Source organism: Shouchella hunanensis (genome assembly GCF_028735875.1).
GTDB lineage: Bacteria > Bacillota > Bacilli > Bacillales > Bacillaceae_D > Shouchella > Shouchella hunanensis.
Genome location: NZ_CP117834.1, coordinates 3,982,307 through 3,999,409, shown reverse-complemented (window position 1 = coordinate 3,999,409; position 17,103 = coordinate 3,982,307). Strand labels below are relative to the sequence as shown.

At 42.7% G+C, this 17,103-nt stretch carries 13 protein-coding genes; 12 read left to right on the top strand and 1 reads right to left on the bottom strand.

Going from position 1 to position 17,103, the window contains the following annotated elements; translation table 11 throughout:
* Nucleotides 1-65 precede the first annotated feature (65 nt).
* The 11 genes from pyrR to PQ477_RS20445 all read left to right on the top strand — a co-directional run bounded on the left by pyrR (nucleotide 66) and on the right by PQ477_RS20445 (nucleotide 12,354).
* Complete coding sequence (gene pyrR, locus PQ477_RS20495) at nucleotides 66-596, top strand: bifunctional pyr operon transcriptional regulator/uracil phosphoribosyltransferase PyrR (protein WP_038480916.1); 531 nt, start codon at nucleotides 66-68, stop codon at nucleotides 594-596.
* A 138-nt stretch (nucleotides 597-734) separates the two neighbouring features.
* A complete protein-coding gene (locus PQ477_RS20490) occupies nucleotides 735-2,048 on the top strand; it encodes a solute carrier family 23 protein (protein ID WP_035395160.1) in 1,314 nt (437 codons plus the stop codon).
* Between the two features lie 16 nt (nucleotides 2,049-2,064).
* Complete coding sequence (locus PQ477_RS20485) at nucleotides 2,065-2,970, top strand: aspartate carbamoyltransferase catalytic subunit (protein ID WP_274272780.1); 906 nt, start codon at nucleotides 2,065-2,067, stop codon at nucleotides 2,968-2,970.
* Between the two features lie 32 nt (nucleotides 2,971-3,002).
* The gene (gene pyrC, locus PQ477_RS20480; protein WP_144559201.1) at nucleotides 3,003-4,280 is read left to right on the top strand and encodes a dihydroorotase; all 1,278 of its coding nucleotides are present in this window, start codon (nucleotides 3,003-3,005) and stop codon (nucleotides 4,278-4,280) included.
* On the top strand, nucleotides 4,273-5,358 hold the full coding sequence (locus tag PQ477_RS20475; RefSeq protein ID WP_274272779.1) for a carbamoyl phosphate synthase small subunit: 1,086 nt from the start codon (nucleotides 4,273-4,275) through the stop codon (nucleotides 5,356-5,358). Before pyrC ends, PQ477_RS20475 begins: the two co-directional genes overlap by 8 nt.
* 23 nt (nucleotides 5,359-5,381) lie before the next feature.
* The gene (gene carB / locus PQ477_RS20470; protein ID WP_274272778.1) at nucleotides 5,382-8,570 is read left to right on the top strand and encodes a carbamoyl-phosphate synthase large subunit; all 3,189 of its coding nucleotides are present in this window, start codon (nucleotides 5,382-5,384) and stop codon (nucleotides 8,568-8,570) included.
* Nucleotides 8,571-8,633: 63 nt separating this feature from the next.
* A complete protein-coding gene (locus PQ477_RS20465) occupies nucleotides 8,634-9,413 on the top strand; it encodes a dihydroorotate dehydrogenase electron transfer subunit (RefSeq protein WP_274272777.1) in 780 nt (259 codons plus the stop codon).
* A 1-nt stretch (nucleotide 9,414) separates the two neighbouring features.
* A complete protein-coding gene (locus tag PQ477_RS20460; RefSeq protein WP_144559198.1) occupies nucleotides 9,415-10,353 on the top strand; it encodes a dihydroorotate dehydrogenase in 939 nt (312 codons plus the stop codon).
* Entirely contained in the window at nucleotides 10,326-11,045 is a 720-nt protein-coding gene (gene pyrF / locus PQ477_RS20455) for an orotidine-5'-phosphate decarboxylase (protein ID WP_274272776.1), read from the top strand. Before PQ477_RS20460 ends, pyrF begins: the two co-directional genes overlap by 28 nt.
* Nucleotides 11,042-11,677 carry an orotate phosphoribosyltransferase gene (gene pyrE / locus PQ477_RS20450; RefSeq protein ID WP_274272775.1) on the top strand — a complete coding sequence of 212 codons (636 nt, stop codon included), beginning with the start codon at nucleotides 11,042-11,044 and terminating at the stop codon, nucleotides 11,675-11,677. Before pyrF ends, pyrE begins: the two co-directional genes overlap by 4 nt.
* A 32-nt stretch (nucleotides 11,678-11,709) precedes the next feature.
* Nucleotides 11,710-12,354 (top strand): class I SAM-dependent methyltransferase, encoded by a 645-nt coding sequence (locus PQ477_RS20445; protein ID WP_246117209.1) that lies wholly within the window; start codon nucleotides 11,710-11,712, stop codon nucleotides 12,352-12,354.
* A 99-nt stretch (nucleotides 12,355-12,453) separates the two neighbouring features.
* Here the strand turns inward: PQ477_RS20445 and PQ477_RS20440 are convergent, their stop codons facing one another.
* On the bottom strand, nucleotides 12,454-14,160 hold the full coding sequence (locus tag PQ477_RS20440; RefSeq protein ID WP_274272774.1) for an Rqc2 family fibronectin-binding protein: 1,707 nt from the start codon (nucleotides 14,158-14,160) through the stop codon (nucleotides 12,454-12,456).
* A 143-nt stretch (nucleotides 14,161-14,303) separates the two neighbouring features.
* On the opposite strand from PQ477_RS20440, the gene PQ477_RS20435 reads away from it, so the two are divergent.
* Complete coding sequence (locus PQ477_RS20435; RefSeq protein ID WP_144559194.1) at nucleotides 14,304-17,021, top strand: cation-translocating P-type ATPase; 2,718 nt, start codon at nucleotides 14,304-14,306, stop codon at nucleotides 17,019-17,021.
* Nucleotides 17,022-17,103 lie beyond the last annotated feature (82 nt).

Here is a 17,103-nt window from a genome sequence, read left to right as displayed (position 1 = left end):
TCTGTCTAAATCCCTAGCTGCTCCTTTAAGGACGGCTAGGGATTTTTTCGTGAGGAGGGTACTGAATGGCAAGAATGATTATTGATGAAGATGCAATGCGCCGGGCCATTACAAGAATGTCACATGAAGTGATTGAACGTAACAAAGGCGTGGAGAATTGTGTGTTAGTCGGAATAAAAACACGAGGCATTTATCTTGCCAATCGATTGGCTCAGCGAATTAAAGAAATTGAAGGTCAAGATGTGCCTGTCGGTGAAGTTGATATTACGCTATATCGAGATGATTTAACACCGAAAACAAGCGACCACGAACCAATTTTACAAGGAACGGATATTCCAGTTGATATTAATGGTCGTACGGTCATTCTTGTGGATGATGTTCTCTATACAGGGCGCACGGTTCGTTCTGCTCTTGATGCGTTAATTGATTTAGGGAGACCGTCACTCATCCAACTAGCTGTATTAATTGATCGAGGTCACCGAGAATTGCCCATTCGTCCTGATTATGTTGGGAAAAACGTACCAACGTCAAAGCAAGAGCGGATATCTGCTAAATTAAAAGAAGTCGATGAAATAGATGAAGTAACAATTGTATAGTTCCTCTTTAAAGATGGTCCTGTGAGGCTGGCAAGAGGAAAAAGAACGCAAAGTAATTGATTTGTGCTTCTTTCTTGCCGCCTCCTAGACACTAGGAGGCTTTTTCTATGGAGTACGAGGGAAAAAAGGAGAAACGACATGAACGATAAAAACATGCGACTAGGGATTCAAGAAGTACCAAGAGCAGATCAATGGCTTCTGTTTAGCTTACAACATTTATGCGCCATGTTTGGTGCAACGGTATTAGTACCATTTTTAATTGATATGAGCCCTGCGACGGCGCTTCTATCAAGTGGACTTGGAACACTCGCTTTCTTACTCATTACAAAAGGGCAAGTACCTGCATACTTAGGTTCATCTTTTGCCTTCATCGCTCCGATCCTATCGGCACAAGCGATCGGTGGAACAGAAGGAGCGATGATCGGTAGTTTCTTTGCAGGATTAATTTACGGGATTGTTGCTTTAGTTATTAAAGCTGCTGGAACAGGCTGGATAAAGAAAGTCTTACCACCGATTGTTGTAGGCCCGGTCATTATGGTCATCGGGTTAAGCTTAGCAACAACTGCAGTTGGTAACGCTATGTACTTACCAGGTACAGATGAATACAGCTTAATTCATATTACAACAGCAGGCATTACCCTCGCGGTAGCGGTTATTGCAACGATGTACTTCAAAGGGTTTCTCAATTTAATTCCTATTTTACTCGGCTTAATCGCTGGTTATCTGTTTGCTTTAAGTCAGGGGTTAATTGATTTAGCGCCAATACGAGAAGCGAACTGGTTTGCGGTACCGGAATTAATCATTCCTTTCTATACGTATGAACCTTCAATAAATTGGGCAATCGTAGCCATTATGGCGCCAGTCGCCCTCGTAACACTAGCAGAGCATACAGGACAGCTTATGGTTCTAAGCAAAATATCCGGTAAAGACTTTCTGCAAAAACCAGGCATGCATCGTACGGTTATGGGAGATGGATTTGCTACGATTATTGCCGCAAGCATCGGTGGACCACCGAATACAACATATGGTGAAAATGTCGGCGTCATTGCTATAACACGCGTATTTAGTGTGTTTGTCATCGGAGGAGCAGCGGTGTTAGCCATTGCCTTTGCCTTTATCGGTAAAGTGGCAGCACTCATTAGTTCCATTCCTGAAGCTGTTATGGGGGGGATTTCTATAATGCTGTTCGGAATCATTGCCTCAGCAGGAATTCGAATGCTCGTTGACAATCAGCTAGACATGGGTGAAAAAAGAAACATGGTCGTTGCCTCCATTATTCTTGTAGTTGGAATTGGAGGGGCAACCGTTCAATTCTCAGACACGTTTGAATTAGCAGGGATGTCGTTAGCAACAATTATTGGTTTACTCTTACATGCCATTTTGCCAAACAAAAAAGTAAGCTATGGAACACAACCACTGTTTAAAGAACAAGAAGGGATAAAGAGCGAATAAAAGGAGGCTGACAAGAATGGCGGTTCAATTATACGGCTCTCATAATGAGAGCCTCTATACAATGTCTCAATTGCAAATTGATGAGGTGTATGAACTTCTTCACCAAGCTGAACAATTTAGTACGGGGGAAACATGGCACCCTAAAAAACAAACGTTTGTCGCTAACTTGTTTTTCGAGCCTAGCACAAGAACTCGATTTAGTTTTGAAGTTGCTGAACGGAAGTTAGGATTTGACATTTTGCAATTTGATAGTAAGTCTTCCAGTACCCAAAAAGGAGAGACGCTATACGATACGGTTCGGACATTACAATCGATCGGAGCGAGTGCCGTCGTAATCCGCCATTCGAAGGATGAATTTTATGAAGAGTTAAAAGACATAGACATTCCAATTATCAATGCAGGAGATGGTTGTGGGAATCATCCTACACAATCACTTCTCGATTTGTTAACGATTAAGCAAGAGTTTGGTCAGTTTGACGGCCTAAACGTTACGATTGTTGGAGATTTACATCATAGTAGAGTCGCACGATCAAATGCAGAGATTTTAAGCCGGCTAGGGGCAATGGTGACAATAGCGGGACCAACAGAATGGATGGGAGACTTTCAGACCCATTACCGTTATGTCACGATGGATGAAGCGGTAAAAGGCTCAGATGTCATGATGTTGTTAAGAGTTCAACATGAACGCCATGGAAGCGAAGGTTCTTTTTCTAAGGAAGCGTACCACGGGCAATATGGGTTAACAATTGACAGGGAAAGAAAAATGAAGCGGGATAGTATTATTATGCACCCGGCACCTGTTAATCGCGGTGTGGAAATTGATGGTCAACTCGTTGAATGTGAACGCTCAAGAATTTATAAACAAAGTGCAAACGGCGTTGCTATAAGAATGGCTGTATTAAAAAGAGCATTTAATCGTTAATCAAGTGAAGCAAATAAGGGAGATGATGAGAGATGACAACAAAAATTAGTGGCGGTTTTATTATCAATCAAGCTGGAGAAAAGGAACAAAAAGATGTTTATGTAAAAGATGGCTTTTTTGTAGAAGAAACAACAGACGTCACAGAAGAAGTGGATGCAAGTCAATGTCTCATTAGCCCAGGATTTGTTGATGTTCACATCCACTTACGAGAGCCTGGTGGAGAGAAAAAAGAAACCATCGAAACAGGGACAAAAGCAGCAGCTCGTGGTGGATTTACAACGGTTGCAGCTATGCCGAATACACGACCTGTACCAGATACAAAAGGTACAATGGTGGATCTTGTTAACCGTATAAATGAAAAAGCGTTTGTGCGCGTTCTTCCATATGCGTCTATTACTACAAGGCAATTAGGTCAAGAATTAACCGACTTTGCTGCGTTAAAAGAAGCTGGTGCGTTCGCTTTTACAGACGACGGTGTCGGTATTCAAGAAGCAGGAATGATGCTCCAAGCGATGAAAGAAGCAGCTAAGCTTAATATGGCAGTTGTTGCCCATTGTGAAGATAACTCTCTCATTAATAGCGGTTCGGTACATGAAGGGTCGTATTCAAGAAGAGAGGGCTTGAATGGTATTCCTTCGGTATGTGAATCGATACATATCGCTAGAGATGTGTTACTAGCAGAGGCAGCGGATTGTCACTACCATGTTTGTCATGTTTCTACGAAAGAATCTGTGCGAACGATTCGAGATGCAAAAAAAGCCGGCATACGCGTTACAGCAGAAGTAACACCCCATCATCTCTTACTATGCGAAGATGATATTGAAGGACAAGATACGAATTTTAAAATGAATCCGCCACTGCGTTCAAAGGAAGACCAACAAGCCTTAATAAATGGACTGCTGGACGGCACGATTGATTTTATCGCTACGGATCATGCGCCACATACAGAAGAAGAAAAACAAGCGAGTATGGATCGAGCGCCATTTGGAATTGTTGGGCTTGAAACAGCTTTCTCACTTTTATATACCCATTTTGTTAAGACCGGTAAGTTCACGTTAGCTCAGCTACTTAATTGGTTAACGGTAAAACCAGCAGCAACGTTTAACCTTCCTTATGGCACGCTTGCGGTGGGTACACCTGCGGATTTTACATTAATCGATCTACAAGCGAAAGAAACGATTAATCCTGAAACCTTCTTTAGTAAAGGAAAGAATACGCCATTTGCACATTGGGAAGTGACGGGTGTACCTCAAGCAACCTATGTAGCTGGAAAAGCGGTTTTCACAAAGGAGCGGATCATCAATGGATAAACAACTAATTTTAGAAGATGGAACAGTATTGATCGGTGAAGGGTTCGGAGCTGATGTCGAGATAAGTGGGGAAGTAGTATTTAATACAGGAATGACAGGCTATCAAGAAATTCTTTCGGACCCATCTTACTGTGGACAAATGGTGATGCTTACGTATCCACTCATTGGTAACTACGGAATTAATCGGGATGACTTTGAATCATTAGATCCAGCCATTGCTGCGCTCATTGTAAGAGAAGTTGAACATGAACCAAGTCATTATCGAGAGCAAGAATCTCTTCACGATTTACTTGTAGCCAAAAACATACCTGGATTAGCTGGCATTGATACTCGGATGCTTACACGGAAAATCCGTGTCCACGGAACATTAAAAGGCTACATTTGCTCTTTATCCGTTCAGGTGGAAGACGTTGTAAAAACGTTGCAGGAATCGCCATTGCAGACAACGCAAGTGTCACAAGTATCTGTTAATACGGCTTATCATGTACCTGGTAAAGGGAAGCGGGTTGCGTTAATTGATTGTGGAATGAAGCACGGCATTTTACAATCGCTCATTGAACGCCACTGCGATGTCGTTGTGGTACCTTATCATACATCTGCTCAAGAAATTAAACGTCTAGGTGTAGATGGCGTCCTCGTTTCAAACGGACCAGGGAATCCAGAAGATGTTCCAGAAACCATTCAAACGGTTGCGTCACTAATTGGGGAGGTTCCTCTATTCGGCATATGCTTAGGCCATCAACTACTTGCTTTAGCGTGTGGAGCCACAACGAGTAAATTACGATTTGGCCATCGTGGGTCTAATCACCCTGTAAGAGAGATAGAGACAGGGCGAATCGATATAACAGCTCAAAATCATGGCTATACAGTTGATTTAGATTCCCTTGAAGGAACCGAGCTTATGTTAACGCATGAAGCAGTCAATGATGGGACAGTTGAAGGCTTGAAACATCGCCGAGCAGATGCATTTAGCGTTCAGTACCACCCGGAAGCAAACCCGGGACCGCACGATGCAAATGATTTGTTCGATCGATTTATTGGGATGATGAATACAGCGAAAACGAACGTACTTGTTTAATTGAGATAGGGGAGAGTGTTGATATGCCAAAGCGTACAGATTTAAAAAAGATTCTTGTGATTGGTTCAGGTCCGATTGTCATTGGTCAAGCGGCGGAATTTGATTATGCAGGCACTCAAGCGTGTCAAGCTTTAAAAGAAGAAGGATATGAAGTCATTCTAATCAATTCCAACCCAGCTACGATCATGACAGACACTACGATGGCAGATCAGGTTTACATTGAACCGTTAACGTTAGAATTTGTGACGAGAATTATCCGCAAAGAGCGTCCGGATGGTCTTCTACCAACGTTAGGAGGACAAACCGGCCTTAATATGGCATTAGAGCTAAAAAACGCAGGTGTACTGGAACAATACGACATTGAACTGCTTGGCACAAAGCTTAGTGCAATTGAACAAGCGGAAGATCGTGAACAATTCCGAGCACTAATGAATTTACTCGGTGAGCCTGTACCTGAAAGTGAAATCGTTCATACATTAGCGGAGGCGGAAAAATTTGTAGCGCACATTGGTTTCCCTGTGATTATTCGACCTGCCTACACCCTAGGGGGTACAGGTGGCGGAATTGCTTACAATGAAGAAGATTTACAAGAAATTGTTGCGAGTGGTTTAAAGTATAGTCCAGTAACTCAGTGTCTTGTAGAAAAAAGCATAGCTGGTTTTAAAGAAGTGGAATATGAGGTAATGCGTGACGCTCAAGACGAGGCAATCGTTGTTTGTAATATGGAAAACTTTGACCCAGTCGGCGTACACACAGGCGATTCAATCGTCTTTGCTCCAAGCCAAACACTATCAGACCGAGATTATCAAATGTTACGTAACTCTTCTCTCTCGATTATTCGAGCCCTTGGAATTGAAGGCGGATGTAATGTGCAATTTGCCCTCGATGCCCACAGTGACCAGTACTATATTATCGAAGTAAATCCACGGGTTAGTCGTTCTTCGGCTCTTGCTTCAAAAGCGACAGGCTATCCGATTGCTAAAATTGCCGCTAAAATCGCGGTTGGCTATCATCTTGATGAACTAAAAAATCCTGTTACAGAAACAACGTACGCCAGTTTTGAACCTGCCCTTGACTATGTTGTGTCAAAAATTCCGCGCTGGCCTTTTGACAAGTTCGAAAGTGCTAATCGAACGTTAGGGACGCAAATGAAGGCAACCGGTGAAGTGATGGCGATTGGACGATCTCTTGAAGAATCACTTTTAAAAGCGGTTCGCTCTTTGGAGGCAGGCTACGATCATTTAATCGATTCAACGTTAGAAGAACAAACAGCAGATGCATTACTTCAAAAAGTGTCAAAAGCCGACGACGAGCGCTTGTTTGCCATTGGAGCACTCCTTCGAAAAGGCATATCCATAGACGTCATTCATGAAACGACTAAAATTGATCGATTGTTCTTAAGAAAGCTAGCCCGAATTGTCGCCTTGGAAGAGCAATTAGAGGAAGCACGAACAAATGAGAATGTGTTAAGGAAAATAAAGCGAGCAGGATTCTCAGATTCGTTTATTGCTTCGGTTTGGAAAGCAGAAGAACAAGCTGTCTATGAGTTAAGGGAGGCAGCAGGGATTAAGCCTGTTTATAAAATGGTGGATACATGTGCGGCAGAATTTGCTTCGCCTACGCCATATTTTTACAGCACTTACGAACGTGAAAACGAGTCGATTGTGACGGAACAAGAAAGCATTTTGGTATTAGGTTCAGGGCCTATCCGTATCGGTCAAGGTATTGAATTTGATTACGCAACGGTGCATACAGTATGGGCCATAAAAGAAGCGGGCTATGAAGCAATCATTATGAACAACAACCCAGAAACGGTGTCAACTGACTTTTCAACTTCAGATAAGCTTTATTTTGAACCATTGACGATTGAAGATGTCATGAACGTCATTCAGTTAGAGCAGCCAAAAGGAGTTATTGTTCAATTCGGTGGTCAAACAGCGATTAATCTTGCTGCTGATTTGGCAGCAAGAGGGGTGACGATTATTGGCACTCAGCTAGAAGATATGGATCGTGCCGAAAATCGAGATAAATTTGAACAAACGCTTATGCAGCTAGACATTCCTCAACCACTTGGTAAAACGGCAACATCGGTGGAAGGTGCAGTAACCATTGCAACCAATATAGGCTACCCTGTACTCGTTCGACCTTCTTATGTGCTCGGTGGTCGGGCAATGGAAATTGTTTACCATGAAGAGGAATTACTGCGCTACATGAAGTCAGCTGTTAAAGTGAATCCGAAACACCCGGTTTTAATTGATCGCTATTTAACAGGGAAAGAACTTGAAGTTGATGCCATATCGGATGGAGAAGATGTCTATATCCCAGGGATTATGGAGCACATTGAAAGAGCAGGCGTCCACTCAGGGGATTCAATCGCTGTATATCCTCCGCAAACTGTACCTGATCACTTAAAAGAACGACTCATTGAGCGGACAACAAAAATTGCTCGTGGGCTAAACATTATTGGTCTACTGAACATTCAGTTTGTATGGCATCAGGATGATGTGTATGTATTAGAGGTAAATCCACGTTCTAGCCGTACGGTTCCTTTTCTAAGTAAAATTACCGGCGTACCAATGGCAAATATTGCAACACGTGTCATGTTAGGAGAGACATTGGCTTCATTAGGATATGGTACAGGCTATCATCCTGAAGCAAAGGAAGTATCAGTGAAAGTACCAGTCTTCTCATTTGCGAAATTACGTCGTGTCGACATTACTCTTGGTCCAGAGATGAAGTCAACTGGAGAAGTGATGGGACGTGATCGTACACTCGAAAAGGCGCTTTATAAAGGTCTTGTTGCATCAGGAATGAATATTCCGACGCATGGTTCTGTGTTGTTCACTATTGCAGATAAAGATAAAGAAGAGTCCATTGAGATTGCTAGACGATTTCATGAAATCGGCTTTAGCATTATGGCAACTTCAGGAACTGCAGAAAAGCTTAATCAAGTAGGGATTCCTGCTCGAATTGTCAATAAAATTAATGAAGGAAAGCCACATTTGCTTGACCTTATTCGTCAAGGTGAGGCGCAGTTTGTTATTAATACGCTAACAAGAGGCAAGCAACCCGCAAGAGATGGCTTTAGAATTCGACGTGAATCAGTTGAAAATGGTGTTGTCTGTCTAACATCCATTGATACAGCAGCTGCGCTACTTAGCGTACTGGAGTCTATCACCTTTGCTGCAGAGAGTATGCCGCAACCTGTATAACACGAGTGAGTCACTGCCTAAGGCATGTGACTCTTTCCATGAATTCATGAAGGAGTGAACAAGATGAGAGATCGCTACGGCAAGCTAACGGTTGTTAGCCAAACACAGGTGGCAAAAGATAGTTATGAACTTGTACTTGAAGGGTCAACTGTTGGGCAGATGAAGGAGCCAGGTCAATTTCTTCATGTTCGAGTTGACGAAACAGAAGACTTGCTTTTACGGCGACCGATCAGTATTGCGAATGTCGATCTCGCCAAACAACAAGTGACCATGATCTATCGCGCTGGCGGCGCTGGAACGAAACGACTAGCAACCTATGAAACTGGCAAATCATTAAATGTTATGGGACCACTTGGACAAGGTTTTCCTGTGGACGAAGCGAATGCAGGAGATGTTGCGCTACTCGTTGGTGGAGGTATTGGTGTACCACCTTTGTATTATCTAGCTAAACAGCTTGTCGCAAAAGGTGTGACGGTTAAAAGCGTCCTCGGATTTGCCTCTAAACAAGACGTTTTTTATGAAGAGACTTTTCGAGAACTCGGCGATGTTTACGTCACTACGGTAGACGGGTCTCATGGAATGAAGGGTTTTGTAACAAACGCCATTGACGACAAACAGTTAGTATCTGACGTCCTCTATTCATGTGGACCAACGCCAATGTTAAAAGTATTAACAGAGCGGTATCGAGGGAAACGAGCATTTATTTCACTAGAAGAACGAATGGGTTGTGGAATTGGGGCTTGTTTTGCTTGTGTGTGTGCTGTTGAAAAGGGTGAAGCATACGAATACAGAAAAATTTGTACGGATGGACCTGTTTTTCCAGTAGGGGAGGTAGTGCTGTAAAATGGATCGTTTACGAGTAGATTTGCCAGGGCTAAAAATGAAAAATCCGGTTATGCCTGCGTCTGGTTGCTTCGGGTTTGGTAAGGAATATGCGCAATTTTTCAATTTAAATGAGCTAGGAGCCATTGCCATTAAAGCCACAACACCAGAGCCACGGTTTGGGAACCCCACTCCTAGAGTGGCAGAAACAAAAGCAGGGATGCTAAATGCCATTGGCTTACAAAACCCGGGTTTAGCTGGCGTGATTGAAAAAGAATTACCACGCTTTAACGACTATGATGTGCCGATACTTGCAAATATAGCCGGTTCTACAATGACCGATTATATTGAAGTAGCAGCACGGCTTTCTACAGAAAAAAATGTTCATGCCCTTGAGCTGAATATTTCGTGTCCGAATGTGAAGCAAGGGGGGATCGCATTTGGTACTGTGCCTGAAACGGCTGCTGAATTAACGAGAGAAGTAAAAGCTGTCTCTCAAGTGCCTGTCTATGTAAAATTGTCTCCGAACGTGAGCGATATTGTCGCCATGGCAAAAGCGGTTGAACACGCAGGTGCAGATGGTCTGTCCATGATTAACACCCTTTTAGGTATGCGAATAGATGTTAAGACTCGACAGCCGATTTTAGCCAATACGTATGGTGGTTTGTCAGGACCAGCCATTAAACCAGTAGCTCTCCGTATGATTCATCAAGTAAGTCAGCAAGTAGACATTCCAATTATTGGTATGGGGGGCATTCAATCGGCCCAAGATGTGATTGAGTTTTTACTAGCCGGGGCAAGCTGTGTGGCGGTAGGAACAGCGAATTTCGTCGATCCATACACATGTCCAACGATCATTGACGAACTGCCACAATGGTTAGATGAACTGGAAATGAATACAGTGACAGAGATTATAGGAGGGAGCTGGAAACGATGCAAAACCCACTCTTTATCGCACTAGACTTTAATCATAGAGGGAAACGACGCCAATTCTTAGATCATTTTCAAGGTGAGCGAATCGACGTAAAAGTTGGGATGGAACTGTTTTATCGAGAAGGGCTAAAAGTGATTGAGGAATTAAAAGACGCTGGTCACGAAATCTTTCTTGATTTAAAACTTCATGACATTCCAAATACCGTAAAGCGAACGATGCGTGTGTTAGCCGAAATGGAAATTTCAATGGTGAACGTGCATGCTGCTGGAGGTCAAGTGATGATGGAAGCCGCCATTGAAGGTTTAGAGGCGGGTACTAGACCAGGAAAAGAACGACCGAAACTGATTGCAGTGACACAGCTAACAAGCACGAATGAAGAAATGCTTAAGCAGCAGTTGCATATTGAAGGTTCCCTTGAAAACGTTGTGTGTTCATACGCAAAGCTTGCCAAAGAGGCTGGTTTAGATGGAGTCGTTTGTTCTGCAAAAGAAGTTCCTTTGATCCAAAAAGGCTGTGGGACTGATTTTCTAACTGTCACACCAGGTATTCGTCGAGAAACTGATCATCATGGTGATCAAATTCGAGTTGTCACACCGGCAGAAGCAAGAGCCCTTGGAAGTTGGGGGATTGTTGTCGGGAGAAGTTTAACAACAGCGGATGATCCGCTACATGTATACAAAGAAATGAATGCAGACTGGAAGGGAGTGGCTCTACGATGAGTCAAAAAATTGCCAATCACTTATTAGATATCAAAGCGGTAACACTATCGCCAAATGAACCATTTACATGGAGCTCAGGGATGAAATCGCCCATTTATTGCGACAATCGTTTGACACTTTCCTATCCTAATGTGCGTAAAGACATTGCTAGAGGGTTAGCACAATTAATAATGAAATATGCTCCAGATGCTGAAGTCATTGCAGGAACCGCTACAGCGGGCATTCCACACGCTGCTTGGGTGGCTGACGAACTCAACTTACCAATGATCTACGTAAGAGGAAGTGCAAAAGGGCATGGAAAGAAAAATAAAATTGAAGGACATTTAGCTGCCGCTAGCAAAGTAGTTATAATTGAAGACTTAATTTCTACAGGTGGAAGCTCAATTGCCGCTGCTGAAGCAGTGCGAGAAAGTGGAGGGGACGTTTGCTTTGTTGCAGCAATCTTTTCGTACCAATTGCAAGCAGCAGAAGTACAGTTTCAAGAAGCGAACCTTCCTTACCATGTGTTAAGTGAATACGAAACGCTGATTGAACAGGCAAAACAAAGAGGGCTTATTTCGGAACAAGAGCAACGCAAGCTCGAGGTATGGCGTGAGAATCCTCAAAACGAAGAGTGGCTTGTGGTGCAATGATAAAGTAAAGGCGGTGTAGCCCTGTGCGGAAAATGGAAGGAAGCGAATTTGATCCATTGGTTCAGTTTTTTGATGACATGGTTTCTACAAGATGGCTTTCAACAATTCACGAACAGCTAAAAGCGTTCTCAGGTACGTGGCAAGACAAAGCGGTTTTAGATGTAGGGTGCGGAACGGGTCGTCTTCTTCTTAGAGGCGCTCATGAAGCGAAGTCGTTAACTGGCATAGATATTTCCAGGGAAATGGTTAGGAAAGCAAATGAATTGTTTAAAGAGGCTCATATGGAGGATAAAGCGAAAGCAATTGTAGGCGATGCTATGAATTTACCTTTAAGTGGCACTACTTATGATCTTGTATTTTCAACGTGTGCGCTATTTTTACTACCTTCTATCGAGACAGGGCTTCATGAGCTAAGAAAAGCAACGACTCCTGGTGGCAATCTTTTTTTATTAAATCCTGCTCCTCATATGTCAGTCGCAGCGGCAAGCACATATGCGAGCACTCATCAATTTTCGGAAAAGGAAACCGCCTTTCTTATAAAATGGGCAACGGTATCGGAGCGGCGCCATCGCAAAAGTGAACACCAGTTAACACAATTGTTAAAAGGAGCTGGTTATTTCACCATCGAGCATGAACCGGTGCTTGACGGGCTTGGCCTGTTGACAAAAGCTTGTTAAAGGCTAGCCAAATGAATAAAAAAGAGCGCAAACGACAAATAGGTAGCAGTCGTTTGCGCTTTTATGATTTTTATTGTGCATGCCTTAGATGAGCTAGTATTACAGCTTCAATTGTTTCACGATGTCTTCATCTGGTGTGACGAAAAGGGTTGTTTGGTTATCGTATGTGACGTAACCTGGCTTAGCACCACTTGGTTTTTTTACGTGCCGAACTTTCGTGTAGTCAACTGGTACCGAGCTTGAATCTCGAGCTTTAGAGAAAAAAGCAGCGATAAGGGCAGCTTCTTTTAGCGTCGTCTCATCAGGGTCCATGTCCCGAACGACAACATGTGAACCTGGAATCTCTTTTGTATGCAGCCAAATCTCGTTTTGACGAGCCAGTCGATTCGTAAGATAGTCATTCTGACGGTTATTTTTGCCGACGAGAAGCTCAATTCCAGTTGATGACTGATAACGTTCAAGGGTTGGGTTAGTTGCTTGCTTCTTTTTCTTTTTCCCTTGTTGCTGACGCTTTTTAATATACCCTTCTTGCATTAATTCTTCACGAATTTCCTCAACATCTCGTGGAGAAGCAGAGTCCATTTGTTGAATAAGGGATTCTAAATACGCTAATTCTTGTTCTGTTTTTACTAGCTGATCAACAACTTCTAATCGAGCGGTTTTAGCTTTTTGGTATTTTTTGAAAAACCATTGGGCATTTTCAGATGGTGTTTTCTGTAGATCAAGCTCAATAGTGATTGTTCCGCCAGCTTCATCGTAATAATCAACCACGTCAATTTCAGTCATTCCACGCTTAATAGCATGAATATTCGCTGTGAGCAGTTCACCTATTTTTTGAAACTGAGTCGCTTCTTCCGCTTGGGTTAATGTTTGCTCAAGCTTCTTCAGTTTACGAATGTTTTTTTGGTATTCGTTTTTCAACAGTCGCTCTAAATCGTGAGCTTGTTGTTTAACCCGATCTCGCTCTGCTTTTCCGTAGTAATACGCATCAAGTAGCTCGCTTGCGGTTGGAAACACTCGCTCTTCTCCTTCTATATGGTGAAGGGAAAGATACGAAAACGTTTCTTTTGGTCCTTTTCGCAAGGTGAATGTGTACTGATGATTTTGGATTTGTTCCATAAGCGCAACAAATGAATTCGGTACCGTTTGTTGGTTTGCAAATCCCGCCCGATGAACGATTTCTTTAGCGAGTAATGGTGATACGCCTGCAAATGCAGAGACAAGCTGCTTGTCCATTTTCCCCGCATTGAAATCAAGTTGTTTTATAACATCGGTTGCCTTCGCTTGAAACGGATTTTCTTTTTCTTGAGCAGGAGGTGCTTTGTACACTTGACCTGGTCCAACTGTTCGATAGCTGCTTTGGTCAAAGCGAACGTGCTTTATACTATCTAAAATGGTTTCTGTGTGAGGATTAACAAGAATAATATTGCTATGTCGTCCCATGATTTCAAAGAGTAGTATGCGTTCTGTTTGATCGCCAAGTTCATCTTTATTTGCAACAGACATTCGGATCACTCGGTCAAAGCCGTCCTGAGTAATCGAGCGAATAAATCCGCCTTCAAGATGCTTACGTAGCAGCATGCAAAACATTGGTGGTTCACTTGGGTTATCATATTTTTCAGTTGTTACATGAAGCCGTGCGAATTGAGCATTGGCTGAAGCGAGCAACGAATGATTTTTTCCTTGTGCTCGAATTGTCATTATTAATTCCGTTTTAAATGGTTGGTGAATTTTTGATATTCGCCCACCTATTAAGTGTTGAAGCTCATACGTGATAGCTCTTGTCATCATGCCATCATAAGACATGTGATCACCTCTTTACTTTCTACAACTCGTTTCCTTGATAAAGTATAGCATGTTTTTCGAACTTGCTGAATAAGATGGCTTGTAAGTATAGCATGTACAGTTTATGAGGACAAAGGGTGGATGTAGATGTGTGAGGTGTATTCATGAAATGGTATAACATGAAGCCTGAAGAAGTGGAACATAAAACCAATGCAAGCTTGTCAGACGGGTTGACGGATAAGAATGTGAAAAAGCGAATTGGTACGTTTGGTTTGAACAAGCTTAAAGAGGCAGAGAAGGCGTCTGCTTTAGCAACTTTTTTAGCGCAGTTTAAAGACTTTATGGTTCTCGTATTACTCGCCGCTACACTAATATCTGGATTAATAGGAGAAATGCTGGACGCTGTGACGATTATGGGTATCGTCTTCCTTAATGCAATTCTAGGTTTTGTGCAAGAGCGAAAAGCAGAAAAGTCATTAGATGCCTTGAAAGAACTGTCGGCACCACAAATGAATGTTTTGCGAAATCGTGAATGGGTCAAAGTACTTTCCAGTGACATTGTACCTGGAGACTATGTGAAAATTAGTGCTGGAGATCGCGTTGGAGCTGACCTTCGATTGATGTCTGTGTCCGGTTTACGGATTGATGAAGCCTCTCTAACAGGTGAATCGGTTCCAACACATAAACATGAGCATGCCATTGAGCATAAAGACGTTTCACTAGGTGATCAAGAGAATATGGCTTTCATGGGCACCATGGTCACCCAAGGTAGTGGGACAGGAATTGTGGTTGCTACGGGAATGAAAACGGAGATGGGTAAAATTGCCCACCTTCTTCAAGGAACAACCAATGTTGTTACGCCATTGCAACGACGTCTTGAGCAACTTGGGAAGACGTTAATCGCTGTTGCATTGCTATTGACAGCTCTTGTTGTGGGCATTGGTGTAATTCAAGGACACGATGTACAGACGATGTTTATTTCAGGGGTGTCGTTGGCTGTCGCCGCTATTCCGGAAGGGTTACCTGCTATTGTAACGGTTGCATTAGCCCTTGGGGTACAGCGAATGATCAAGCGTCGAGGCATCGTTCGAAAGCTTCCAGCTGTTGAGACATTAGGATGTGCCTCTGTCATTTGTTCAGACAAAACTGGTACACTTACGCAAAATAAAATGACGGTTAAAGAGCTATGGACAGCTAGTGAGTACGTCACTGTTACCGGAAATGGCTTTGAAACAGAAGGCCAGTTTAAAGAACAAGAATCGATTGTTGTACCGAATAAAAAACCAAATTTAAGTCGTCTATTAACCTATGGCGTACTTTGCAATAACGCTGCTCTTGTAGAGAAGGAAGTGCGTGAAAAACGCAAAAAAAAGACAACACTTGTATTGGACGGGGATCCGACAGAGGGAGCACTCCTTATATCTGCTTTAAAAGCAGGTTATTCTCAAGCTGGTTTGGAAGAGCAATTTAAGCGAATTCAAGAGTTTCCGTTTGATTCGGGGAGAAAGATGATGACGGTTATTGTAAAGGATAAACAAGGGCAATCTTTTGTTATTACAAAAGGTGCACCAGACGTGGTCCTAGCTCACTGCGAGCGCATTCGCAAAGGAACGTTAGATGAATTGTTAACAGGGGCAACGCGACAGCAAGTGAATGACGTTGTTGAGGGTATGGCAAGTAAGGCGTTACGAACCATTGCTATTGCGTACCGTCCCCTAAAGGTAGGTGAAACGTGCCGAACGACGACAGAAGCAGAGTCGAATTTAACGCTTATTGGTATTCAAGGTATGATGGATCCTCCGCGAGAAGAAGCAAAGCAAGCGATTCAAGAGTGTCGTGAAGCGGGTATTAAAACGATTATGATTACAGGAGATCATAAAATTACAGCAGCAGCGATCGCAAAGGAATTAACCATTTTACCAGAAGGTGGTCTCGTTATAGATGGGAAGACGCTTGATACCCTCTCTGTTGAAGATCTTGAAGATAGGGTAGATGATATTTACGTTTATGCCAGAGTGTCACCAGAGCATAAATTAAAGATCGTTCAAGCTCTTCAAAAGCGTGACCATATCGTAGCGATGACAGGCGATGGCGTAAACGATGCGCCAGCTATAAAAGCGGCGAATATTGGAATTGCGATGGGGATTACAGGTACAGATGTTGCAAAAGAGGCGTCTGAATTAGTATTAGCCGATGATAATTTCTTAACGATTAAAGAAGCGATTAAGGAAGGGCGCAATATTTACGAAAATATTCGCAAATTTATTCGCTACATGCTAGCTTCCAATGTCGGCGAAATTTTAGTGATGTTATTTGCTATGATATTGGGAATGCCACTCCCACTAGTAGCGATACAAATACTATGGATTAATCTCGTAACAGATGGACTGCCAGCGATTGCATTAGGGATGGATCAGGCTGAAGGTGATGTTATGAAACGGAAGCCGAGAAAACAAAATGAAAGTGTCTTTGCGCGTGGTCTCGGTTGGAAAATTATTAGTCGGGGCATTATGATCGGTGTTGTGACAATCGTTGCTTTTGCACTCACGTACAACAATAACCCTGAACAACTCATTTTAGCGCAAACTGTTGCCTTTTTAACACTCGTTATGGCACAGTTAATTCATGTGTTTGATTGTCGCAGTGAATATTCCATTTACCACAGAAATTTATTTGAAAACAAATACTTAGTAGGAGCTGTATTCATCTCAGTTTTGCTTATGATTGCCGTCATCTATGTACCTCAGCTTCAACCCATTTTCCATACTGTTCCTCTTGGTTTACAAGAGTGGCTACTCGTTATGGGGATGGCTGCCATTCCAACTGTTGTTCTTGGTGGTTTTCAATTGTTTAAAAAGCAAGACGTTCGTACAGCTCAATAAATAAGTTGAAGAGGTTGCCCCAAAAGGTTTTCATGTAACTCTTTTGGTAGGCAGCCTTCTTCGTGATCTTTACGGCACTTGC